The organism is Psychrobacter sp. PSi21, assembly GCF_054960615.1.
The window spans coordinates 159,787-184,510 of the sequence record NZ_JBHNYR010000003.1; the positions used below are offsets into that span (position 1 = coordinate 159,787).

A 24,724-nucleotide genomic window follows, 5' to 3' on the forward strand; every position below is an offset into this window, starting at 1 on the left:
TCATTGTTTTTTATCATTAATGCGTAGATGGCACGCGTGTTTCGTCAGCCATATCTTCGTCCAGCACGGCTTGATATAAGATGGCTGGCTTGGCACTGAGTAAGCCTTTGCCAAATCCACGTAGCCACCAAACCAACTGCGAGTTGAGATTGACCGTTGCTTGTACGGTTAGCGTGCCATCTTCGTTGATATCTACGCGTTGATCTTCACTCAGTTTACTCTCGGTCAAGCTTCTACCCGCTTTGGCGGTAAAGTGCAGTTCGACAGGGGTGTTTTTGCCATGATCGGGCAATTGGCTGAGCACAGAATGGGTAAAGCCCATGCCGCCTGCATCCAAGTAACGATCCAGCTGAAAGTCTGCTGGGGTTTGAGCGCTGCTATCGAGTATCTCAACACTGGCAAAACGGTGCAGTGCAAAGGTGCGAATGATCGCTTCTGGGTCATCAATACGCGTGGCCAGCAGGTAGATGATGACGCCGCGCTGAATAATCGCAATGGGGTTTAAGACATATTCGCTGGCTTGTGACTGATTGCTACGGGTATAGGCGGCTTTGATTTGTAGCTGATAAAATAATGCGTGATAGATATTGTCTTTGCTATCAAGGTCGATATGCGGCGCGATAAGTGGCTGCGTGGCAGGCTCAATGCGTACTCGATCCAGCCATGAGTGGGTCACTTTGCTGTTTTTAAGTTGCCGCCGCGCCAAATCAAACCACGGAAACAGCTCGTCCAAAATCGCAGGGGGGAGCAGTTGGGTGAGGTTGGCCTCTACCATGTTAAAGGCGACCGCTTGTGATAGGTTCATGTGCGGCAAGCTTTGTAAGGGTGCGTCATCTTTCCAGCGCCAGCCTTGCGGATTGGCATTATTTTTTTCGATAGGGAAGCGTTTGGCAAGGGCGTTGAGATCACGCTGTACGGTACGCAAACTGATATCAAAGCCTGCCATCATGAGCTGCTCATAGATGTGGGTGGTGCCTACCCAGCGGTTACGCTGTAGCTGGGACAACACTTGCCATTGCCGCGCTGTGGTCGCCGCGCCGTGCCGACTGGCCGCACTTGTGCTATCAGGTGCGGTTTTGGCCTCAAGAGGCGTTGCTGTGAGTTGCGCGGTAGGGGTTTCATCAGTCATGACAAGATAGCCTATGTGAACGGGTGGTGATGATAAGATAAGGCTGCTGCACCATTGCCCATGATGTAGCGTGCAGCCATTTATCATCGCAGAAAAGGGCAGTAGCGTCTAGCGACGTTTTATGACTCATCCTTTGGTAGGTCATTTGCCAATGCTAGGTCATCACTGCTCAATGGTGCGCCGCTGTCCAATATTGACTTGGATAAGTCATCGGTATCCATATCGCTTTCTGCATCAAATGTGTCAGTTTCATTAGCTGCTGGCTGAGTATCGGTTTGACGCTGACGCCGTTTTTGTTTTTGCTTGGCACGCTGTTGTTTACGGGCAGCACGGTTTTTGGCTTTACGCTTTTTTTTGCGCGCTTTTTTCTTTTTATCACTATCTTTTTCAGATTCTTCCTCTACAGGTTCTGCATGTAGTTCTTGATTGTTGTCCCACAGCATGAGGCGGCGCAACACTTTGCCAAACAAGGTATCTTTGCGGTAGCGTTTTTTCTTATTCATATCGTCAATAGGCAGGCCTGTCATTAGAGTTAACGCTTCACTCAGAGTACGCACGCCGTAAATGTGAAAGTGCCCTGCTTTGACTGCTTCAATAATATCATCGCGTAGCATCAGCTGTTTGACGTTGGCCATAGGGATAACCACGCCTTGCTGTTCAGTCAGGCCTTGCTCGCGGCAGGCATCAAAAAAGCCTGCAATCTTGGCATTGATACCGCCCACCGCCTGTACTTCACCAAGCTGGTTCATGGAGCCTGTGATGGCAAAGGACTGGTTAATGGGTACGTCTGCCAATGCTGAAAGCAGTGCGCAGGCTTCGCTAACGGTGGCACTGTCGCCATCAATATGGGCGTAGCTTTGTTCAAATGCCAGTGAGGCGCTAAAGTTCAGTGCATGGTGCGCGCTAAATAGGGCGCGCAGATAGCTGGTCATGATCAGCATGCCTTTGGCATGTAAGCTGCCGCCCAAATCCACGTCGCGCTCGATATCTAAAATCTCGCCAGCGCCTGTGTTGGGCTGGATGACAGCAGTCAGGCGGGCAGGCATGCCAAACTCGCTATCGGCATAACTGACTACCGTTAAAGCGTTGACTTGTCCTACCGCTTGACCTTGGGTATTGATCAGTTGCTGACCATTTTTAAGCTCATCCCAGTATAAGTCGCGCAAATAGCCTGAACGCTCATCCATGTCAGCGATGGCTTGGGTAACGTGGCTGGCATCAACGATCTGACGCTGATCAAGGCGGGCGTGACGGTTGGACTCGTGCAGCAGCTTGATTAGGCGGTCGCTATGCAGCGTTAGGCGGTCTTGGTCTTCTGCCTGTAAGCTGAGATGCTCAAGCAGTGTGGCCTGCGCGCTATTGTCAAAAGGATATAAGTTGGCATAATCGATGATGTCTGCCATTTTGGCCACCAGCGCCAGTTCATGTTCACTGGTACGTGCCACGTCATCATGAAAATCAGCACGAACTTTAAATACCGCATCAAACTCTGGTTCAAGCTCAAGCAGCTCATAATACAGATCCGCTTCGCCAAGCAAAATGACTTTGACACTCAGGTCAATCGGCTCAGGTGCGAGTGATAGGCTACCCGTCAAGGTCAGCATTTGCTCCAGACTGGAGAGTTTGATTTTGCGCGATTGTAGGGCGCGTTTTAGCCCCTGCCACGCGTAAGGATGCTCCAAAACGTGACTGGCCTCTAGCAATAAAAAACCGCCATTAGCACGGTGCAATGCCCCTGTACGAATCATACTCACATCAGTGGTCACAGTACCAAGCTGGGTGATTTGCTCAACATGACCCAGCAGATTTAAATGCGTGGGCAAGTCTTCAAACACCACAGGTGCGCCGCTGCCTGCTGTATGACTGACCATCACGTTAACGGCATAGCGACTGGGCGTGCTGGCGAGCACCGCAGCGACAAACTCTTCATCATCACCATTAACGATACGCTCAACGTGCGCCACCATGTCATCGAACACCTGCTGTAGATAATCAAGCACTGGCGGATGTGCTGAAAAATGCTCACGAATACGGTCAAATAATGGCTGCAAGGTGCGGTGTGCAATGGTGCGGTGCAGCGCCTCTATCTGGTCATTGGCTTCGTCTTCTAGTTCCTCTAGTGCAATAGTGAGCTGATTGAGCCGTTTTTGCATGTGATTTTTTTGGACAAAGTTGTTCAGCTCGGTTTTGTGGCCGTGACTGGACTCATCACTGGATGGGCTGTCTATATCAGTAGCCACATCGTCAGCCAGCTGATGGTTGTCATCTGACGTCAGATTGGTCTCTGAAGGCAGTTGACTGGGATGGACAAACATGGCCTTATTATCAGAAGGACGAAAAATCAACGCCAAATCATACTCTTTGCCTTCAGCGCTGAGCGCATCATAGGCGTGGCTTTCTTTTTGATGAGTGGCGTTTTTGATGCTTTCGATTTTGCTTTGGTAATGATCGCTACGAAAACGCTGACTGAGGCGCTTTTTGGCCTGTAGCCATAAATGGTTGACTTGTTGCTCCAGTTGTAGCGCTTGGCCAGCAGGCAGGCGTAGCGATACTGGGCGGCGCGGATCAGCAAAGTTATGTACATAAACCCAGTCATCTGGGGTGGGGGCATCAGTGGCGATACGCTTCAGTAAGCGGGTGATGATGGTGCGTTTGCCCAAGCCATTTTCGCCTGCAGCAAACACATGGTAGCCACTGGCATGAATGTCTAAAGCAGTTTGCAATGCTTTGAGCGCGCGCTGTTGCCCAAAACCGATATCAAGTGCTGGGGCACTGCGCGTGTCTCTTGGCAGATGGCGCGTGTGACTGTAGCGTTTGAGCTGATCGGCATTGACGCGGCAGCGCTTATGAACGGTAGCTAGGGCAGGATGTATCGCCTCAGCGGTAGTAGTGTCATTGGTTGTCGTTTTTTGAATCGGTGTGGTTAATTGGTCGATCATAGGCGTGTGATTGGTCATCTCAAAGTCTTACATCAAGTGGAATAAGGGGTTGGGCATCAGGGTAGCGTCGGTTACGCCTTTGTTGTCAGCAGCATATCGTCATATATTTGCCATCATAAGCAAGAATAACGCCTCAATCTAGGCATAGATAGTATAAGATGGCGGACATTGGCGCAATCTGCAACTATTCAACACGCAGCCTGCGTGATAAAATAGGCGGTTCACGTGCCAAAATTGGATAACCCACTGTATGTCAGCCTCTGCCAAGCCATCCGCGATGCCCCCTGCTAATCAGCCAAACAGTAAGCAAGCCGCGCAGCCTCATATTGATTCTACGGGTTTTGTTAGATTGGGTGATAAGCTGCCCATGTTGGCCAATATCTTATCGCAGTCTGTGCAGGCGATGGGTTTGACACTCAGCAGTGAGCAGCAGCGTATGCTCCTGTTGTATTTGGATCAGCTGTTACTGTGGAACAAAGCGTATAATCTGACCGCCATTACCGACCCAGTAGACGCGCTGGTAAAACATATTATTGACTGTTTGTCGATTATACCGCATTTACCGGCAGGGTCGCTGCTTGATATTGGTACAGGGGCTGGGCTACCATCGGTGATTATTGCCATTTGTCAGCCTGAGCGTCCTTGTAGTGCGCTTGACAGCAATCAGAAAAAAATTCGCTTCATTAAGCAAGTTGGCAGTCAGCTTGGGTTGACAAATCTAACCCCGATTGCCAGCCGTATTGAGGCGCATGAAGGCGAGTACGATGTGGTCACGTCCAGAGCCTTTGCCAGTTTGAGCGATTTTGTGACCGCCGCAGAGCCGCGTTTGGCTGCAGGTGGTCAGCTGTGTGCCATGAAAGGTAAGGCACCACAGGCTGATGACAATGACGATGATATGCAAGCACTGGCAGAAACGTGGGAGATGAACATCATTAAGCTGACGGTTCCGCGTTTGCACGACAGTCGTCATTTGATTGAATTGTCGCGAAAATCTGTCTAAGCTAACTACTAATAAAGTAGCGGATGCTTTGTGACAGTTTAAAAAATGGCTACCTTAAAAAATAGCTACTTTTAGCCACTTATAGTGACCAAAACAGACCATTATCACCGCCGCACTGACGGGCATGACATTAATTAATTTGAGTGAGTGTATGGAAATCATAGCAATTGCGAATCAAAAAGGCGGCGTGGGCAAAACCACAACGGCAGTAAATTTGAGCGCAAGCTTGGCAGCAAAGCGCAAGCGTGTCCTGCTGATTGACCTAGACCCACAGGGCAATGCCACCACTGGAACGGGCCTGGACAAAAATGAGCTGGCGGTCAGTATGGCAGATGTGTTGCTTGATGGTGTCTCATTGCAAGATGCCATTGTCAGAAGTCCCGCAGGATTTGATGTGATCGGTGCCAATCGTGAGCTGGCAGGTATGGACATCACTTTGATGGGACAAAGCAACAGCCATGAGCTGCTAAAAAGTGCCATGGCAGAACTGCTTGAGGCACAAACACGCGATCAAAAAAAGCCTTATGATTATATTGTCATGGACTGCGCGCCAAGCCTCAATTTGTTAACGATCAATGCTTTGGTAACCACTGATGGCGTGATTATTCCCATGCAATGCGAATATTACGCGTTAGAAGGTTTGGCGGATTTGTCCCAAACCATCGATCGACTGACAGAATTGAACCCCAAGCTGCATATTCGCGGTGTGGTCAGAACCTTATTTGATGCGCGTAATACGCTGGCTAACGATGTATCTGCTGAGCTGCAAGCGCATTTTGGCGATATCATGTACCGCACCCACATCCCTAGAAACGTACGTTTGGCAGAAGCCCCTGCGCATGGTATGCCTGTGCTGGCGTTTGAGAAAAGCTCAAAAGGCGCGCAAGCGTATCACAAGCTTGCCGCTGAAGTGATTAAACAAAGCCGTCAGCAATAGGCGGCACTTGAAACGCAGTTGTATCGCAACAATCAGTTATTAACTAGTGCAAGTGTTCATTCCTGCATTTATCAATGGTCATTTGGCTTTTATTTTAGCGTTAGAGGATAGGTAATCATGGCGAAAAAACGAGGATTGGCTGCCAATCGAGGTTTAGATGCCTTACTAGGATCAATCAAGAAAGAAAAGCAAATTACCGCCTCTGCATTACAAGATGATACCGCCGCGCCTGATGTCAGTTCCGCTTCGGTAGCGCCCACTCACGTCCAACCCACGCAAGCCGCTGAAGACAATGTATCCAGTAGCCGCAGTACTCGTGCGCCGCGTAGCCATACCAAAGCGCGTAACAGCCAAATCAATAGCGATGGTAGCGAAGACCAAATCAGTTTGGTACAAATCGAAGTCGGTCGTTTGCAGGCGGGTAAATATCAGCCGCGTCGTGACATGAGTGAGACCGCACTGGCTGAGCTGGCATCTTCGATCAATCAGCACGGCGTCATGCAGCCTATTGTCATTCGCCCTTTACTGGCGAGAGAAGATAAGAGCAGCGCGGACGTGACCCACGAGATTATTGCAGGTGAGCGCCGCTGGCGTGCGGCCAAAATGGCAGGTAAAACCGTCATTCCTGCCATCGAGCGGGCGCTATCAGATGAGCTTGCGATTGCGCTTGCCTTGATTGAAAATATCCAGCGCGAAGATTTGTCCGTTATCGAGCAGGCCGCCGCCTTGCAGCGCTTTCATACTGAGTTTGGTATGAGTCACGCCATGATTGCTGATGTGGTGGGAAAAGCCCGTACCACGGTTTCTAACTTACTGCGTTTAAACCAGTTGCACGATACGGTCAAAGACCACTTGGCAACGGGTGCCCTTGATATGGGTCATGCGCGTACGCTTTTAGCGCTCTCGTCTGATCAGCAGCCCATCATTGCCCAAAAAATCATCGACGGTGGTATGACGGTGCGCGAGGCCGAAAAGCTGGTCAAATCTATCTTGCAGCCCGCCAGCAAGCCCAGCCACAGTGAGCAAGCCGATGATCGTGATGCCAAGCGCTTGATGCAGCGTTTAACCGATGCGCTAGGCGCAGAGGTAAAGCTCAAACACAAAAAAGACGGTCAGGGCAGTTTGGAAATCTTCTTTCATAATCAAGACGAGCTGGCCGCGTTGATTACCCAGCTTGAGGCGCATCAATAAGCCGATACGGTTATTGAGACGCTGTATATGCGTTATCGTATCGTCCGCGATTGCTAAAAAATAACGGACCTGACTTAGTTATGGGTTTGATAGTAGCCTAAAGAGGTTAGGCTCAGGGTCTATTTTTTGGTGTCATCGTCTATATTAATGGTGACAAATGATTGTTATTTATTAATAACGTTGCGGCGTTACTCTCTTCTTTGTTCTCCAATCCGAGGCTTTTATGAGCCAATCTTGGTCATCTGATACACCTAAAACTGCCCCAATAACCCCGCCGCCTAAGCACAAAACGCTGCTACGGCTGCTGAGTTATCTAAAGCCTTATTGGTGGGCGCTGCTCTTGACCGTGCTTGGTTTTGCGATCAATGCGGGTACTGAAATTTGGATTGCCAAATTATTGCAATACATCACCGATGCCATTAACCAAAACGATCAAAGTCGGCAAAATATGTTTCCGCTACTGATCATCATGCTGTTTTTTGTGCGTGGTTTGGGCAGCTTTTTGGGTAATTATTATTCAGCATTGGTATCCCGTAATCTGGTGTATGAGCTGCGCGTTCAGGTTTTTAACAAACTACTGCGCCTGCCCAGCTCGTTTTATTTGGCCAATCCTGCAGGTACCATCTCCTCCAAGCTGATCTTTGATGTGGAGCAGGTGACCGCTGCCAGCACCGATTCGATGAAAACCCTATTGCGTGATGGTTTGACCGTTGTGGCACTGATTGGCTTTTTGTTTTATAGCAATTGGCGGTTGACCTTGATTTTGTTTTTGGTGTTGCCGCCGATTTTGTGGTTGATTCGGGTCGCGTCAAAGCGCTATCTTAAGTTGTCCAAAGGCATCCAAAAGACCATGGGTGATGTCAGTCACATTACCAATGAAGTCATCACTGGCTATCAAGTGGTCAAAAACTATGGCGGACAGGCATATGAGTCTGAGCGCTTTGATACCACCTCAAAAAAGAATTTGCGCCAAGGTATGAAAGTGGTGGTCACCAACAGTATCAATACACCAGCGGTGCAGCTATTGATGGCGATGGCGATGTCTGTGGTGGTGTGGCTGGCCCTGCGTCCTGCGGTGATTGACAATATCTCGGCAGGTGAGTTTATCTCCTATATTGCGGCTGCGGGTTTGCTCAGTAAGCCAGTACGCTCATTGACCGATGTGAACCAAAAATTGCAAAAGGGCATTGCGGCAGGTGAGTCTATCTTTGCGCTGCTTGATGAGCATGAAGAGCAGGACAGTGGCACGTTATCACCAACGCTGTCAGGAGACGTTAAGTTTGATGCGGTCAGCTTGGTCTATCCTGACTCTACTGTGGCACTGCGCGACTTTAGCTTGGATGTGCGCGCAGGTGAGACAGTGGCATTGGTAGGCCGTAGCGGTGCAGGCAAGTCTTCACTGGTGAATTTGCTGACGCGCACATTAGCAACGTCTTCGGGCAGCATCACGATAGATGGTATGCCGATTGAAGACATCACGCTTGAGAGTTTGCGTGCGCAAATTGCCATGGTCAATCAGCAAGTGGTGCTGTTTAATACCACGGTATTTAATAATATTGCCTACGGCGGCTTGGCGGATAAGTCGCAAGCTGACGTTGAAAGCGCGGCCAAAGATGCTTTTGCCCATGATTTTATCGTAAAAATGCCGCAAGGTTACCAAAGCGAGATTGGTGCTGAAGGGTTGCAGTTGTCGGGCGGTCAGCGTCAGCGCTTGTCTATCGCGCGTGCGCTGCTCAAAGATGCGCCGATTTTGATTTTGGATGAGGCGACCAGTGCCCTTGATAATGAGTCAGAATTTTATATTCAAAAAGCGCTTGATAACGTGATGAAGGATCGCACTACTTTGGTGATTGCGCATCGTTTGACCACGATTGAGTCAGCTGATCGTATCGCCGTGATGGATGGTGGCCGAATAGTCGAGCTTGGCACTCATAGCGAGTTGATGCAGTTACAAGGCCATTACGCGCAAATGTATGCCCGCGATTTTGACTAGGGCGTGTTCCTAATAAATATGACTGAACGATGACGTAAAGGTTAAATCCGTATGCAACTGTGCATGTTAGATCAGTGAGTATTGAGCAATGAGTATGGAAACGGCGATTACGCGTGCATGGCAGCGGCAAGCGGCGTGGCTGTGGTTGCTGTTGCCGCTAAGCTGGTTATATGGCTTAGTTTCACGCGTGCGCCGTTACGGCTACCGAGCGGGTGTGTTTAAAAGTTATCGCGCTCCCATACCTGTGATGGTGATCGGCAATATCACCGTGGGCGGCAGCGGCAAGACGCCGTTGATTATCAATCTGGTCAGTCATTTGCAGCAGCGCGGCATTAATGTTGGGGTCATCAGTCGCGGTTATGGCGGTGATAGCGCCCAAATGCCAGCACTGGTAACCGCAAGTAGTCAGCCGAATGTCGTTGGCGATGAGCCTTGCTTGATCGTTTCCATGACCAGCGTGCCAATGGCCGTTTGCCCCGATCGCCGTGCTGCCATCAGTCTATTGCTTGAGGCCCATCCTAAGTTGCAGCTGATCATCGCTGATGATGGTTTGCAGCATTATGCGCTTGCCCGTGATATTGAATGGATCGTGGTTGACAGTACGCGCGGTTTTGGTAACCAGCAGTTGTTGCCAACAGGATTTTTGCGTGAGCCAGTGTCACGCTTGCAGGATGCGACGGTGATCTATCATAAAAAAGGCCATGAAGTGTCGCTAACGGACAATGAGGAGCTGTCCAAGGAGCCGCTGGTGATGCGTTTGCAGCCTGATGGCTTACATCATATATTACAGGGTATAGGCATAGTAACGACTGAATACGACAAAGCGTTATTGCCGCAACCGAGGCAAACCGTTCATGCCGTCAGTGGTATCGGCTATCCGCAGCGGTTTTTTAACACCCTGAGTGAGAGTGGTTTTGAGGTTATCCCGCATCCTTATCCTGATCATCACGATTTTTTGTTGGATGAGCTGCTGCCTTATACCCAGCAGCCTATTGTGATGACCAGCAAAGATGCGATCAAGATTCGTGCGTTGGTTGCCGCGCTGTATGACGCTAAGGGTAATCCCACCGCTGCGCTAACACCGACGTATCAAGCACTTATCGAGCGCCTGTTTGTGTTGCCCGTCACTGCGGTATTATCTGAGCCATGCTATGAAGTGCTAGATGAGCAGCTGCATGATCTGAGTGTTTTGTCATAGCATTTGTGAAAACTACCATTAACTGCCATCCAATAAAAAGTATAATAATGCATCGTGCGCCCCATCATTTAGGGTTCGCACGCCACCTCTGATAGGAGCAGTCTATGCCCACTGATGCCACTTCGGCAAAAACGCATATCGTGATCCCAGCCCGCTTTGCCAGTAGCCGCTTGCCGGGTAAACCGTTATTGTCTATCCATGGCAAACCTATGATTTTATGGGTTGCTGAAAAAGCTCAGGCGGCGACGTTTGCTGACGATATGTGTATTGCCACTGATGATCCACGTATTGCAAAGGTCTGCACCGAAGCAGGGTTTGATGTGGTCATGACGCGTGCCGATCATGCGTCGGGCACAGATCGATTATCAGAAGTGGCGGCTATAAAGGGCTGGGCTGCACAAGATATCGTCATCAACATGCAAGGCGATGAGCCATTAGTACCGCCGCTATTGTTAGAACAAGTCAAAAATTTGCTATTGGCTGATAGCGATAGTGTGATGGCTACCTTGTGTGAGCCGATTGAAGATCAGCATAGCTTTATGCGTCCCTCCGTGGTAAAGGTGGTCAGTGCGCAGATTGAGGATAAGCAGCGCGCGCTATATTTTAGCCGTGCGCCGATACCATGCGATCGTGATGTGGCGTTGGCTGTCGCCGATAAAACGCTAAGTGATTCAGATGATAGGGTAAGAGTCTGTGCTGACGCTTTACCCGCACCCAAAAATGCTTATCGTCATTTGGGGCTATATGCCTATCGCGTCAGCTTGTTACAGCAGTTTGTACATTGGCCGCAAACACCTCTCGAGCAACTTGAGCATTTAGAGCAGCTGCGTATTTTAGAAAACGGTGGTCATATCGCAATTGCCCCTGCGGCGCTACAATTGCCAGCAGGCGTAGATACCATGGAAGATCTAACGCGCCTAAATGCCATGAGCGCAGATGATTTTTTGCTTAATCATGGGACTAAATAGCCTAAGTGTTAAATGAGTTTAACTGAAGGGGTTACCCATGATGCCCAACGACACGGAGCAGTAACGATCGATACTTTGAGCGACAGTATGTACTTTGCGCCGCTATTGCCGTGGCAACAAACGCTATGGACGCAAATGACGCAGCGCGTATTGAACCCGCCGCACGCATTGCCGCATGCTTTACTCGCGGCAGGCATGCAGGGCCTTGGTAAGCGCGCCTTTGTCTGGCGTCTGGTCGCTTGGCTGTTGTGCCGCGCACGTGAGCAACATCCGCTAGGTGCCTGCGGTGCGTGTGAAAGCTGTCAATGGCTAAAGTCGGGAACGCACCCAAGCTTACAAGTACTGCCTGTCAGCTGTTTACCAATGGATGCAGCCCATAGTGACAACAGCGACGCGCTTAAAAGTAAAAAGAAGACCAAAGCGGAGTCGCCTGCTACAAAGACCAATCTGAGTATCAAAATTGACGATATCCGTGCCCTTCAGCCGTTTATTTATCAAGGCGGGCAAGGGGTTCGTATTTGTGTGCTTGATCATGCAGAGCGCATGACCATCGCGGCGGCCAACGCACTGCTAAAAACGCTAGAGGAGCCACAAGCTCAGGTACACTTACTACTGATCAGCGACATGCCCGCAAAAATTTTGCCCACCATCAAAAGTCGCGTACAGCAATTGCCACTACAGACCATCACGCCTGCAGACGCACAGCATTATGTAAAAACGGCGCTTGGCGGTACTGTCAATCGAGAGGCCGCCACTGATGTGCAAATGGCACAGCTGCTACAACTGGCCAATGGCGCACCGCTGGCGGCAGTAACGCTAGCCAGCGCTGCATGGTATAGTAAGCGTGCGCTTTGGATGACCACATGGCAGGCATTACGTAGCGGTAAGCGCAGTAGCGTTGCAGCCAGTGACTATTGGCAAACGCAGCTTGCGCTCAGTGATTTTATGACGTTATCTGAGCTGATGCTGCTGGATATTCGCCGCGTCTGTTTGGAGCTTAACAGTATGCAGCAAGACATTGATTTTACTATGCTGCAAGGAGAATATGCGCCAGCGGATAACGCTTTGAATGCGCTAATCAGTCAAGTGCAGCAAATGAAGACCGCACTACAACAAAATGTGCAGGAAAAATTTGCTTATGATAAGCTGATGCAAGCACTGGCGCAGATGTAGACAGCGATTAGTCGTCCACAGGGTGGTTGTAGCATTCGATACCATAAAATAATGTGGTGGCTGTAAATACCATCAGTGTGATCAAGCAATACGTAATATTAATGACAAGGAGCATATCATGGCGATGCCAGGACGCGGCGGGATTTTAACCTGTCATATTGAAGACATGGCGACGTTATATGCCAGTTATTTGTCTTTTGTGGAAAATGGTGCGTTGTTTGTACCCAGTAATCATCCAAAAAAACTTGGTGATGAAGTGTTCATCGCCATTACGCTACCCAATTCCAGTGAACGTTTGCCGATGAATGGCAAAGTGGTGTGGGTTAATCACAAGGCGCAAGCGCATCGGCCTGCAGGCTTTGCGGTACAAATCGGTACCGATGTGGCGGGACAAAGAATCAAAAACGAAGTCGAACGCTTGCTGGCAGGTAAGATTGACAGTCAGCAGCCGACGTATACCATGTAACCAACCACTGATCTCGGCTTTTCATCCGTGATAAGCAACGGGGCATTATCGTTATCAATCGATAATGCCCCGTTGCCGTTTGCGTCATTTGTATGCTGCCAGTAAATGTGGTCAGTCGCCTTTAGGGACACGCTCTAGTAGCGAGGCGGCACATACATATCATCTGGAATTGGCTCACGATAATACTCGTCATCACGCTTGCGCTCAGGCAGTTCTATGTCATCGCGTGGCACTTCTTTATAGGGAATTTGTTCAAGTAAGTGAGCAATACAGTTAAGGCGAGCGCGTTTTTTATTGTTGCCTTCAACCACCCACCACGGTGCTTCTGGGATATGGGTGCGCTCAAACATGGTTTCTTTGGCTTTGGTATAATCCTCCCAGCGCCGCCGTGATTGCAAATCCATTGGCGACAGTTTCCACTGTTTGAGGGGGTCGTGGATACGGCTCATAAAGCGTGCATGTTGTTCATCATCAGTGATAGAAAACCAATATTTGACCAAGCGAATACCTGAGCGTACCAACATGCGCTCAAAGTCAGGCACGGATTGAAAAAATTCCTCATACTGATCTTCTGTACAAAAGCCCATCACGCGCTCGACGCCGCCGCGGTTGTACCAACTTCTATCAAACAGAACGATCTCGCCTGCGGCAGGCAGATGCGCCACGTATCGCTGAAAGTACCACTGCGTCTGCTCACGCTCTGTCGGTGCAGGCAGGGCTGCCACGCGGCAAACGCGTGGATTGAGCCGCTGGGTGATGCGCTTGATGGCACCGCCCTTGCCAGCAGAGTCGCGACCTTCAAAAATCACCACAATACGCTCACCATTTGCCACTACCCAGTCCTGCAACTTAATCAGCTCACGCTGTAGGCGTACCAGCTCTTGAAAATAGGTGCGCCGATCGAGTTTTTCTTGGGCGTTCATCTCGCGTCCATCAAAGCGAAAATCACGCATATAATCATCGATTTCATTTTCCAGCTCTTCATCATAAGTATCGATTAAATCCTGATGCATTTTGCGGCGTAGCTCGTCATCAAACACTTCTTTATTCATACGCTGGATGAAGTTTTCCCGCTCCGCTCGACTCATTTCGCGGCGCTCTTGCTCAGTTAAAGACTGCGGGTTGACGATGGATGGTATTTTACTCATTGCAAATTCCTGATAATTGTCTTTAGATGGCGTCATTATTCTTTTCTAATACTCTAGCACACTTATATGTGCTTTCTATGACAAGGACAGCATTGGTCATTTTTTTTTCGCACATCAATCAGGCAAAAAAATGCCCTTTAATCGAGTGATTAAAGGGCATGAATGCATTAGCAATGCTAACTGCGTATCAAGGTAAAGTGCCGTGACTAAACGTCAAGTCACAGCAGGGTTAACCATTATTTTTCTAAGATACAGGTTACACCTTGACCACCAGCGGCGCAGATAGAAATCAGCGCACGTCCTGAACCTTTTTGATCCAGCAGTTTGGCAGCAGTCGCTAGGATACGTCCGCCAGTGGCTGCAAAGGGGTGACCAGCTGCCAATGATGAACCATTGACGTTAAGTTTGCTACGATCGATTGAACCTAGCGGCGCATCAAGACCCAAGCGCTCTTGGCAGAAGGTATCATCTTCCCACGCGCTAAGTGTTGATAATACTTGCGAAGCAAACGCTTCATGAATTTCATAAAAATCAAAATCTTGTAAGGTCAATCCTGCGCGCTCAAGCATCCGCGGCACAGCATAAGCTGGCGCCATCAGTAGGCCTTCTTTGTCGCCAGTCTTGCCAATAAAGTCAACAGCTGCCGTTTCCTGATGAACGATATAGGCCAGTGGCTTGAGACCATGTGCTTCTGCCCATTCATCATTCGCCAATAAGACACAAGATGCGCCATCGGTAAGCGGCGTAGAATTGGCCGCTGTCATGGTTGGATTGGCGTTTTTCTTACCAAACGTGGGTTTTAGGCTGGCCATCTTCTCTAAAGTAGAATCAGGACGCAAGTTGTTGTCGCGTGTGAGGCCTTTGTACGGAGTGATAAGGTCATCAAAGAAACCGTCATCGTAAGCACGTGCTAGGTTTTTGTGACTGTTAAAGGCCAGCTCATCTTGGTCTTCGCGGCTGACATTCCACTCAAGGGCAGTGATCGCTTGATGTTCACCCATCGATAGACCAGTGCGCGGCTCGCCGTTTTGCGGCGTGTCGATCAAATCTTTTGGATTAAGCCCCATCAGCGCTTTTAAACGCTGTTTGTTGGTTTTGGCAGAGCCCAATTTTAAAATGACTTTACGCAATCCGTCACCAATTGCAATGGGTGCATCTGAGGTAGTGTCTACGCCACCTGCAATGGCTGAGTCAATAATACCAAGGGCAATTTTGTTGGAAGCTGCAAAGGTCGCTTGCAGGCCAGTGCCGCATGCTTGAGAAACATCATACGCTGGCGTATGTGGATCAAGGGCAGTGCTCAGTACCGACTCGCGAGTAAGGTTTAAATCGCGGCTCAGCTTTAATACCGCGCCAGCCACCACTTCACCCAAACGCTCGTCCTGTAAGTCAAAACGCTCGATCAAACCATTGAGCGCTGCAGTCAACATGTCGGTGTTGCTGGCGTCGCTATACGCACCATTTGAGCGGGCGAAAGGAATGCGGTTACCGCCCAATACGGCCACGCGGTGCTGATCCGTTGCGGGTTTGGTGTTGGTCTTCGCTTTGGTTTTAGTGCTTGACTTAGGCTGGTCACTATCAGTGACTGATTTGCTGTCTTTGCTGTCTTTGCTGTCTTTGCTGTCTTGATCCGCAGAGACTTCCTGTTCGTTACTTTTGGTGGCAGCGCCATCACTATCGTCGACTTGTGCAGCGTCAGAGCTGGCAGCCGTATCAAAGACATTTGGCGTCTCAACCGTCTCTGTTTCTTCAGTCGTGCTTGAGCTGTCTGCCTCTTTGCTATCGGTGGCAGTGGTTGTTACTGTCTCGGTGGTGTCTGTGGCTTCATTGCTGGTTTGAGTATTTGTATCCTCTTGAGCATCTGTATTTTTAACGACAGTGCTTTCAATGACGGGGCTGTCAGGATGGTTGTTTTTATTACTCATGGGGTTATCCTTAGAACGAATGAATGAAAAACGAATAAAAGCGATCAAAATATTGAAACAGTCTGCCACTTATCATAATCAGTTTTAAATATATTATTGTATGTCTTTGGCAAGCAACTGATACTAGCGCAGTTTGGGCGTAAGGCTAAAGCGCTAAGCGACAAAAAATATAGACGCGGCAGTAGGGTTTATTGGTGGGGCGCGGCCCCTTTTTTTGCTAGGCACGGTTATTTATAATCTTAATACTTATAACCTTACTACGCTTGATAACGTGTTGTACCGCTGAGTCTAAATAAAGACAAACAGTAGCATATAGGCGGCGCGATACAATAGAGACGTCGTTGCGGTCTTGTTTCTTTATTTTTCTTTTAATGGAAAAACGTCGGCTTTTGGACTTGTTTGTACAGGACGTGTATAGTAGGGAGCGATTAAGGCTAACTTACCAAATAACAATAATGATGATGTGCCAGAGCCTTTATAATAGGCGCATTCGTTTTTAATCACTTATTTTTCTTTAATTTTTAAACACAGGAGTGTTTTATGTCAGACCGTTACGGTGATTTTGTTCAATCTTCTATTGGTAAAAAAGTCGCCAAAAATCTAGGCTTACCGTTACCGGCCAATCTTGATCGTTTCGAGAGTGGCGAGCGCTTGGTACGTGGTAGCGTATTGGTTGGCTCAGCAAAAGGTGACGATCATCGCGTGAGCACCGCGCTATCTCGCGTTCTATCAGAGATGCATACTGAAGTATTCGTTAATAGCCGTGATGGCATTAAAGACGCACTAGCAGAAGCAGGTATCGAGGCCAAGTCAAACACTGGCGGCGACAATAAGTTCAAAGTCTTACTATTTGACGCCAGTAATATTAGTAATGCTGATGAACTCAAAGAAGTTTATGAGTTTTTCCATTTTGTCGTGCGCCGTGTCGAAAGCTCAGGTCGCGTGATTGTTGTTGGTCGTCCGCCTGAAGAGGTTACAGACGTAGACACCGCTTTGGCTCAGCGTGCGCTTGAAGGCTTTGTAAAATCAGTGGGTAAAGAGCTAAAACGCGGTATCAGCGCTCAGTTGGTTTATGTGTCAGAAGATGCTGAACAAAACCTTGATTCTACCATTCGCTTTTTTACCTCAGCACGGTCATCATACGTGTCAGGACAAGTGGTTCGCGTGGCCAAAGGCAACGCACTAGACGTAGATTGGACGCAGCCTTTGGGCGGCAAAACCATGTTGGTCACTGGTGCAAGTCGTGGTATTGGTGAAGCCATTGCACGCGTTTTGGCTCGCGAAGGCGCCCATGTGATCTGTCTTGACGTACCGCAGCAGCAAGGTGATCTGCAACAAGTGGCTGGTGAAATCAGCGGTTCAGCTTTGATGATTGATATTACCAGTGACGATGCGGGTGCTGAAATTGCTGAAGCAGCTGAAAAACGCGGCGGCCTAGACGCCATTATCCATAATGCGGGTATCACTCGCGACAAGACATTGGCAAAAATGGATGAGCAAAAATGGGATAGCGTACTCAACGTTAACCTAAGCAGTATCGCTAAGCTAAATCGCTACTTGCTAGAAAATAATGCACTTAACGATGACGCGCGCATTGTCTGTGTTTCGTCAATCTCAGGCATCGCAGGTAATATGGGGCAGACCAATTATGCCACCTCAAAAGCAGGCGTGATTGGTTTGGTGGATGCAACTGCCAAACAGCTCGATGACAATGCCAAAGGCATGACCATCAATGCCGTTGCTCCTGGGTTTATCGAAACGCAAATGACCGAATCGATTCCATTTGCTATTCGTGAGGCAGGTCGCCGTATGAACTCAATGAGCCAAGGCGGTTTACCAGTCGATGTGGCTGAAACTATCGCATGGTTGGCATCACCTGCTTCTGGTGGTTTGAATGGCAACACGGTACGTGTTTGTGGTCAAAGCTTGCTGGGTGCTTAATAGCCATTTCACAAATATTTACGAAAAAATGCCCGATTATTAATAATAAAGCTGCCCACGGGTGGCTTTTTTATGATAAAAACACAGAGTAGCAATGATAAATGAGTGGCAGCGGATGATATGGATCAACGCTTATAGCCTATCATTTCACTTGTTACCAATAGCTTAACCAACTGCGCATCGCCCATTACATCGCACTATTTACTGCTCACATTGCCCAGTAAATGCTCTAAGAAATATTTGCTCAAGCCTCACCTAGGATTGATTTATGTCAGACAAACATTACGATGCGTTGCCAAAAGCGCATACCACTTACGCCAATATCATTAAAAGCTTGCTGCCTATTGGTGATAACCCAAAAATCGGTAAAGACGAATTGCCGAATGCAACGTACTATGTAGACGATCTGCACATTGATCAGGGCAATCTTGATGATTACCGCAAAATCTGCGGCTTTGCGGACAATGGCAAAGTGCCCATTACTTATTTTGCTGTGCTGTCACAAGCACTGCAAATGAACATGATGGTCAAAGAACCTTTTCCGTTCACAATGCTTGGGTTGGTACATGTGGACAATAGTGTCACGCAGTATCGCGCTATTGGCGAACGTGAGACCGTCGATATGTCGGTAACCCTTGCCAATCTGCGTGACCATGCACAAGGTCAGCAATTTGATTTTGTGACCAAGATCAAGTCACAAGATGATGTGATCTGGGAAGGCATATCAACTTATCTGGCGCGTGGTAAAAAGCCTGAGATCAGATCTGCTGGCACAAGTAAGCCGCGCTCAGTATCGGTCAAACCACTGGTCGATGAGGATGGAGTACATCAAATATTTGAAGTACCTGAAGACATTGGCCGCCGTTATGCCTTTGTTTCAGGCGACTTTAATCTGATTCATTTGCATCCGCTATCAGCGCGCGCCTTTGGTTTTCCAAAGGCAATAGCTCATGGTATGTGGTCAAAAGCCAAATGCTTGGCGCTTATCGATACCCTGCCTGACGTTTGTACTGTTGATGTGGCCTTTAAATTACCAATTTTCTTGCCTGCTGAGGTAGAGTTGATCGCTGAGTCGCCAACAACGCTAGAATCGGCTGACGACAGCTGTCAGTTTGGCCTATATAGTGCCAAAAACAACAAACCGCACCTGATTGGTCATATCAAGCTTTTGGGCGATGAGGAATAATCGCTTTCACTCTTTTTTTCAATGAACCAAATATTTAAATATGACACAAGATATGCAACATTCAACAGACAGTCAGCCGCCAAGCAGTACGGATGCCGATAGTGTAGATAACGGCGCTGAGCTTGAAGCAGTTTTAGAGCCTTACTTTCGACCAGATAGCCAGACCATCGTGTGCGGTGCGCTTGATGCCAAAAAAGTGGCAGCACTGGCCGAAGCTGGTGTCGAGCTGGTGATTAATTTGCAGCCTGATGATGAGCTGACCTTTGATGAAGCTGCGGCGGTCACTGCCGCTGGCATGGCCTATGAGCAGCTACCCATCAGTGGCGCACAGGATTTAAAACAGCTCAACATGTTGGCGTTTGATAATATACTGCGCCAGTATCATGGTAAAAAGACCGTCATGCACTGCAAGACAGGCAACCGTGCTGGCGCGGCGGTAGCTCTGCGCGCAGGCTGGTTGCGTGGTCGCAAGATGGAGACGGCTATGGAACGTGGTCGTCAGCATGGTCTGACCTCACTTGAGCAAGAGGTACACAATCGCTTGCTGGTGCCGCGCTAGTCTCTCTTTATGCAAGATGGAGGCAGGGCGTCAGATACGCGTTGCGGCTGATTATACGTATATCAAGATAATCCAATATAATAACAACAGGCACCCCTAAGGCTGCCTGTTTTTTACTTTTGACACTTGTCTTTTTTTTGTTTTTGTGAGGAACCTATGTCAGAGCATCTTGATGAGCAGTATCAAACCCCCATTAATCCCCCCATCAGTCAGAGTGACCTGCAACAAGCGCTGCAGCAATTACTCACTGCATTGCAGCTTGATGATGCGCCTGCAGGCGGCGCTTTGGTGGTCTATCAGGCCGGTCACTGTATCGCGCAGGCAAGTGTCGGCATGGCACAGCAAAATATGCCGTGGCAACCAACGACATTGTCATTGAATTTTTCGACTGGCAAAGGGGTACTGGCCACCTTGGTACATGTGTTGGCAACGCAGCAATTGCTCGATTATGACGTGCCCATTGCCCAGTATTGGCCAGAGTTTGCTGTCCAAGGCAAAGCGCGAATCACGCTGCGTACCGTCATGGCGCATCAAGCAGACCTATTTGCCATCACCGCATTGAATGCAGATAGCGAGTCTTTGCTAGAGTGGCAAAAAACATTGGAGCAGGTCGCCGCCATGCCGACGACAGCGCCTAGCAAAGCCGACAATTATGTCAGTGCCTATAGCGCATTGGTGTATGGCTGGGTGCTGGGCGGGGTGGTTGAAAAGGTCACTGATATGCCGCTCTCGGCAGCGCTGAGCCACTACTTAACCGAGCCACTGGAGATAGCGGACAGCTGTTATTTTGGTGTGCCAGATGCGCGCCTAGATGATGTGGCGCGATTGGCAAAAGATTTTGACCGTGTTTATGTTAATGCATCGGCATCTACAGAAACACAAGCATCGCGTAGCAAACGACGCAAACCAGTGCTCAAGCCAGATTCGGCAGCAACGCTGGCCACTTATGCCGCGCTCCCCAGTTATGGTTGCTGGCAGCAGCTCGCGGGGATCACCGACAAGCCGCTGACGGGCGCGCAAATCAATGGCCTGTATTTTGACCAAACGCAGCTGAACCTAAAAAATTACAAAGCGGCGCTATTACCAAGCGGTTCAGAGCCGATTCATTACTATAACGCCGCGACGCTACAGGCCAGTCTGCCTGCGGCCAATGGGGTGGCTTCAGCACAGGCGCTGGCGACCATCTATGCAATGATTGCAAACGGTGGTCAGTGGCAAGGCAAAACCCTTATCGCGCCATCTATCATTGCGCAGCTGACCACACCGCAAGTGATGGGTCAGGACGGCGTGATGCCTGCGGATATGGGCTGGCGTTTGGGCTATCATCGCTTGTTTCAGCTTTGTACGGCAGGGGATGGTGCAGATAAGGCCGCAAGCGCTCAAGGCTTTGGGCACATGGGGTACAACGGCTCCGTCGCGTGGTGCGATCCTGCGCGCCAGCTGTCTTTTGCCTTTGTGCATAACTTTGATGTGACCATGCTCAATGATATACGTCAGTTTGCGTTAACTGAAGCCGTTATCAGCAAGATAGACGCTATTACATAGTCATCCGATAGACGACCAATAATCGTGGCGGCTAGCGCGACGTGTCAGCCGTCATTTTTAACAGTTTTGGTGCACTTAGGCCGTGCATAAAAATTGAAACCAAAATCACAATCGAGCAGACTGCCCACAGTTTGATAGCATCATCATCGGCAAAAAAGCCTTGGTTGAGTGCATAGGATAAATAATATAGGGTACCAATACCGCGAATACCCAATACTGAAATCGCATATTTTTCGTTACGCTGCATGTTCAGCCCTGACAACGCAATGATACCGCCAATCGGTCGTATCAATAGCAAAAAGATAAAGCTAACGATATAAACTCGCCATGTCAGTTCCACTCCTGATTGCAAACCTTGGCCCAAAAACATACCAAACGTGACCAGTACCAGCGACATCAGCAAGCCCTCTGACTGCTCGGCAAAATCGTGTAGCTTATGATGATAGGTGTGCTCGCACTCTGAACGCCGAAAGGCAAAAGCAGCCACAAACACGGCAATAAAGCCGTAGCTGTGTACATATTCGGCCACGCCGTAAGCCAGTAAGGTTAAAGCGATGACCACATAACCTTGAGAGATTGTGGTATCGCGTGTGTGTTTGGAAAAAACAATCCACGCTAATAATTTGCCGACTGCAATTCCAACCACCACACCCGCCCCGATTTTCCAAAGCACGTCATGGGTGAACCAGCTCCATAATATCTCGCCAGTAAACTGCTTGCCTTGGCTAAACGCCTCAGCCATTTTGATCGCCAAGTACACAAAAGGGAAAGCAAGACCATCGTTGAGACCAGCTTCTGAGGTTAGGGTGAAGCGCGACGCGTCTTCGCTGCCCGTATTGGGCGGGCCAACTTGAATACTTGAGGCCAGCACAGGATCAGTGGGTGCTAGGACTGCTCCCAACAAAATCGCCGCGCCCATACTCAATCCAAACGCGTAATAACCCAAAAATGCCATCGCAAAAATGCCAATCGGCATGGTGATGAGCAACAAGCGAATAGTAGAACGCCACGCAGACCAAGATAGCGGCGTGTCAATCTTGATGCCAGCCCCAACCAGCGATACCAGTACCACCACCTCAGTCAGTTTTTCGATCAGCATGCCATTGTTTAATGGATCGAGGAATGATAGCGTCGTCCACCAATAACCCATTATCATGCCGAAGCTGACCTGCAACATGGGCAAGGAGATGGGCAGGCGTTTGAACATAATTGGAAACAGCGCGCCAAATAAGAAGGCGATACCGCAGATCAATAAGAATAAATTATAATTTTCAATCATGAGGAACAAGCGCTCGATAAGGTCTGGCTTAGGGGCAACGGGGCGCGTAATCAGAGCGTGATAAGAAATAACAATGAATATCCATGATGCCGATTAAAATCGGCACTGTCCGCAAAAAATCGTTATCAAATGGGATGCTGCGTTGTTTTTTGGTGAAAAAAAAGCCAGCATAGCGCTGGCTTTTGAGATGGCATCATAAGAAATATAACCAGATGAAAGGCGATTAACGGTGATTAACGCTCAACTTGGCTCACATCACGTACTGCGCCCGTATCGGCACTGGTGGTCATGGCTGCATAAGCACGTAAGGCAGGCGATACATGACGCTGACGCTCAGTGGGCTTCCATGCTTGGTTACCGCGGCTTTCCATCGCTTCACGGCGCGCCGCCAAATCGGCATCGCTGACTTGCATGTTGATGGTGCGGTTTGGAATGTCGATATGGATGCTATCGCCTTCTTGCACCAAACCAATCGCGCCGCCTTCTGCCGCTTCAGGGCTGGCGTGACCGATAGAAAGGCCTGACGTACCGCCTGAAAAGCGACCATCAGTGAGCAGGGCGCATGCTTTACCCAAGCCTTTTGATTTAAGGTAAGTGGTGGGATAGAGCATCTCTTGCATGCCGGGGCCGCCTTTTGGCCCTTCATAGCGAATGATGACCACGTCACCTTCGACGATTTTGTCTGCCAGTACGGCTTCAACCGCCGCATCTTGTGACTCAAAAATGCGCGCACGGCCAGTAAAGGTCAAAATACTTTCGTCAACGCCTGCGGTTTTGACCACGCAGCCGCGCTCAGCGATGTTGCCATACAGTACCGCAAGGCCGCCATCTTTAGAATAAGCATGGTCAGCGCTGCGGATACAGCCCGACTCACGGTTGACGTCAAGGTTTGGCCATTCTTTATCTTGCGAGAAGGCTTCGGTAGTGCGAACCCCGCCCGGTGCAGCGATATATAACGCGCGTGCCTCTGTGTTATCAGGGTTCATGATGTCCCATTTATCAATCGCCGCTTGCATGGTTGGGCTATGAATGGTTGGGATATCTGTATTTAATAGATTGGCGCGGTTGAGCTCAGCAAGCAGTGCCATGACGCCGCCTGCGCGGTGTACGTCTTCCATATGGTACTTTTGGGTGGCAGGCGCGACTTTTGATAAGCAAGGCACGCGGCGACTGAGGCGGTCAATATCAGCCATTTTAAAATCAACTTCGGCTTCGTTAGCCGCTGCTAAAAAATGCAAAATGGTATTAGTCGATCCGCCCATCGCGATGTCTAGGCTCATGGCGTTTTCAAAGGCGGCTTTGGTAGCGATAGAGCGTGGCAATACAGAGTCGTCATCTTGCTCGTAGCGGCGTTTGGCGATGGCAACGATATTGCGACCCGCTTCCAAAAACAGCTCGCGGCGCTTGGCATGCGTGGCCAAAAGTGAGCCATTACCGGGTAAGGACAGTCCCAATGCTTCGGTTAGGCAGTTCATTGAGTTGGCGGTAAACATACCTGAGCATGAGCCGCACGTTGGGCAGGCAGAAACTTCGATCGCATTGACGTCTTCATCACTAATGCTGTCATCTGCTGCGTCCATCATGGCATCGACCAAGTCCAGCTTACGGACGGTGCTGCCGCTGCTGTCTTCGTTATTGTGGCTTTTGCCAACGGTGCTGGCGATAACCTTACCAGCTTCCATCGGTCCGCCTGAAACAAATACAGTTGGGATGTTGAGGCGCATGGCAGCCATTAGCATACCGGGGGTGATTTTGTCGCAGTTAGAGATACAGACCAACGCATCGGCGCAGTGGGCGTTGACCATGTATTCTACAGAGTCAGCAATCAAGTCGCGGCTGGGCAAAGAGTACAGCATACCGCTGTGACCCATGGCGATACCATCATCAACGGCGATGGTGTTGAATTCTTTTGCCACACCGCCTGCCGCTTCAATCTCACGTGCGACCAGTTGACCCAGATCTTTAAGGTGCACATGACCGGGAACAAACTGGGTAAATGAGTTGGCAATGGCAATGATGGGCTTTTCAAAATCGCCATCTTTCATGCCAGTTGCGCGCCATAATGCTCGTGCACCTGCCATATTACGACCAGCGGTAGAGGTTTTTGAGCGGTAATCCATGTGACCTTCCTTATACATCAACAAAAT

At 49.3% G+C, this 24,724-nt stretch carries 18 protein-coding genes; 12 read left to right on the top strand and 6 right to left on the bottom strand.

The features are described from left to right. Positions 1-16: 16 nt before the first annotated feature. Together ACFI32_RS03485 and ACFI32_RS03490 are read right to left on the bottom strand one after the other, a co-directional pair. Positions 17-1,129, bottom strand: coding sequence for a helix-turn-helix transcriptional regulator (locus ACFI32_RS03485; protein ID WP_462625107.1), 1,113 nt, complete (start codon positions 1,127-1,129; stop codon positions 17-19). 119 nt (positions 1,130-1,248) lie between these two features. Then, on the bottom strand, positions 1,249-4,086 hold the full coding sequence (locus ACFI32_RS03490) for an AAA family ATPase (protein WP_462625108.1): 2,838 nt from the start codon (positions 4,084-4,086) through the stop codon (positions 1,249-1,251). A gap of 232 nt (positions 4,087-4,318) precedes the next feature. Between ACFI32_RS03490 and rsmG the strand changes: the two genes are divergently transcribed. The 8 genes from rsmG (at position 4,319) to ACFI32_RS03530 (ending at position 12,994) form a co-directional block, all read left to right on the top strand. Then, positions 4,319-5,068, top strand: coding sequence for a 16S rRNA (guanine(527)-N(7))-methyltransferase RsmG (gene rsmG, locus ACFI32_RS03495; protein ID WP_462625109.1), 750 nt, complete (start codon positions 4,319-4,321; stop codon positions 5,066-5,068). 151 nt (positions 5,069-5,219) lie between these two features. Next, positions 5,220-6,005 (top strand): ParA family protein, encoded by a 786-nt coding sequence (locus tag ACFI32_RS03500; RefSeq protein ID WP_462625110.1) that lies wholly within the window; start codon positions 5,220-5,222, stop codon positions 6,003-6,005. Positions 6,006-6,122: 117 nt separating this feature from the next. Then, positions 6,123-7,196: a ParB/RepB/Spo0J family partition protein gene (locus ACFI32_RS03505; RefSeq protein WP_462625111.1), complete on the top strand. Its 1,074-nt coding sequence runs from the start codon at positions 6,123-6,125 to the stop codon at positions 7,194-7,196. A gap of 223 nt (positions 7,197-7,419) precedes the next feature. Further along, entirely contained in the window at positions 7,420-9,189 is a 1,770-nt protein-coding gene (gene msbA, locus ACFI32_RS03510) for a lipid A export permease/ATP-binding protein MsbA (RefSeq protein ID WP_462625112.1), read from the top strand. A gap of 88 nt (positions 9,190-9,277) precedes the next feature. Then, positions 9,278-10,387: a tetraacyldisaccharide 4'-kinase gene (gene lpxK / locus ACFI32_RS03515; protein ID WP_462625113.1), complete on the top strand. Its 1,110-nt coding sequence runs from the start codon at positions 9,278-9,280 to the stop codon at positions 10,385-10,387. Between the two features lie 104 nt (positions 10,388-10,491). Next, positions 10,492-11,355: a 3-deoxy-manno-octulosonate cytidylyltransferase gene (kdsB, locus tag ACFI32_RS03520; RefSeq protein ID WP_462625114.1), complete on the top strand. Its 864-nt coding sequence runs from the start codon at positions 10,492-10,494 to the stop codon at positions 11,353-11,355. A gap of 12 nt (positions 11,356-11,367) precedes the next feature. Further along, positions 11,368-12,528, top strand: a complete 1,161-nt coding sequence (locus ACFI32_RS03525) for a DNA polymerase III subunit delta' (protein ID WP_462625115.1) — start codon at positions 11,368-11,370, stop codon at positions 12,526-12,528. A gap of 118 nt (positions 12,529-12,646) precedes the next feature. Further along, the gene (locus ACFI32_RS03530) at positions 12,647-12,994 is read left to right on the top strand and encodes a PilZ domain-containing protein (protein ID WP_462625116.1); all 348 of its coding nucleotides are present in this window, start codon (positions 12,647-12,649) and stop codon (positions 12,992-12,994) included. Between the two features lie 134 nt (positions 12,995-13,128). Here ACFI32_RS03530 and ppk2 read toward each other — a convergent pair whose 3' ends face one another. Both ppk2 and ACFI32_RS03540 read right to left on the bottom strand, forming a co-directional pair. Further along, positions 13,129-14,142 carry a polyphosphate kinase 2 gene (gene ppk2, locus ACFI32_RS03535; RefSeq protein ID WP_462625117.1) on the bottom strand — a complete coding sequence of 338 codons (1,014 nt, stop codon included), beginning with the start codon at positions 14,140-14,142 and terminating at the stop codon, positions 13,129-13,131. Positions 14,143-14,378: 236 nt separating this feature from the next. Further along, positions 14,379-16,067 carry an acetyl-CoA C-acetyltransferase gene (locus tag ACFI32_RS03540; RefSeq protein WP_462625118.1) on the bottom strand — a complete coding sequence of 563 codons (1,689 nt, stop codon included), beginning with the start codon at positions 16,065-16,067 and terminating at the stop codon, positions 14,379-14,381. 540 nt (positions 16,068-16,607) lie between these two features. Between ACFI32_RS03540 and ACFI32_RS03545 the strand changes: the two genes are divergently transcribed. The 4 genes from ACFI32_RS03545 to ACFI32_RS03560 all read left to right on the top strand — a co-directional run bounded on the left by ACFI32_RS03545 (position 16,608) and on the right by ACFI32_RS03560 (position 21,298). Further along, positions 16,608-18,008: a 3-oxoacyl-ACP reductase gene (locus tag ACFI32_RS03545; protein ID WP_462625119.1), complete on the top strand. Its 1,401-nt coding sequence runs from the start codon at positions 16,608-16,610 to the stop codon at positions 18,006-18,008. Positions 18,009-18,276: 268 nt separating this feature from the next. After that, positions 18,277-19,194: a MaoC family dehydratase gene (locus ACFI32_RS03550; protein WP_462625120.1), complete on the top strand. Its 918-nt coding sequence runs from the start codon at positions 18,277-18,279 to the stop codon at positions 19,192-19,194. Positions 19,195-19,246: 52 nt separating this feature from the next. Then, on the top strand, positions 19,247-19,753 hold the full coding sequence (locus ACFI32_RS03555; protein WP_462625121.1) for a protein tyrosine phosphatase family protein: 507 nt from the start codon (positions 19,247-19,249) through the stop codon (positions 19,751-19,753). A 156-nt stretch (positions 19,754-19,909) separates the two neighbouring features. Next, positions 19,910-21,298, top strand: a complete 1,389-nt coding sequence (locus ACFI32_RS03560) for a serine hydrolase domain-containing protein (RefSeq protein ID WP_462625122.1) — start codon at positions 19,910-19,912, stop codon at positions 21,296-21,298. Between the two features lie 31 nt (positions 21,299-21,329). Here ACFI32_RS03560 and ACFI32_RS03565 read toward each other — a convergent pair whose 3' ends face one another. Together ACFI32_RS03565 and ilvD are read right to left on the bottom strand one after the other, a co-directional pair. Then, entirely contained in the window at positions 21,330-22,577 is a 1,248-nt protein-coding gene (locus tag ACFI32_RS03565; protein ID WP_462625123.1) for a cation:proton antiporter, read from the bottom strand. Between the two features lie 233 nt (positions 22,578-22,810). Next, positions 22,811-24,697 (bottom strand): dihydroxy-acid dehydratase, encoded by a 1,887-nt coding sequence (gene ilvD, locus ACFI32_RS03570; protein WP_462625124.1) that lies wholly within the window; start codon positions 24,695-24,697, stop codon positions 22,811-22,813. Between the last annotated feature and the right edge of the window lie 27 nt (positions 24,698-24,724).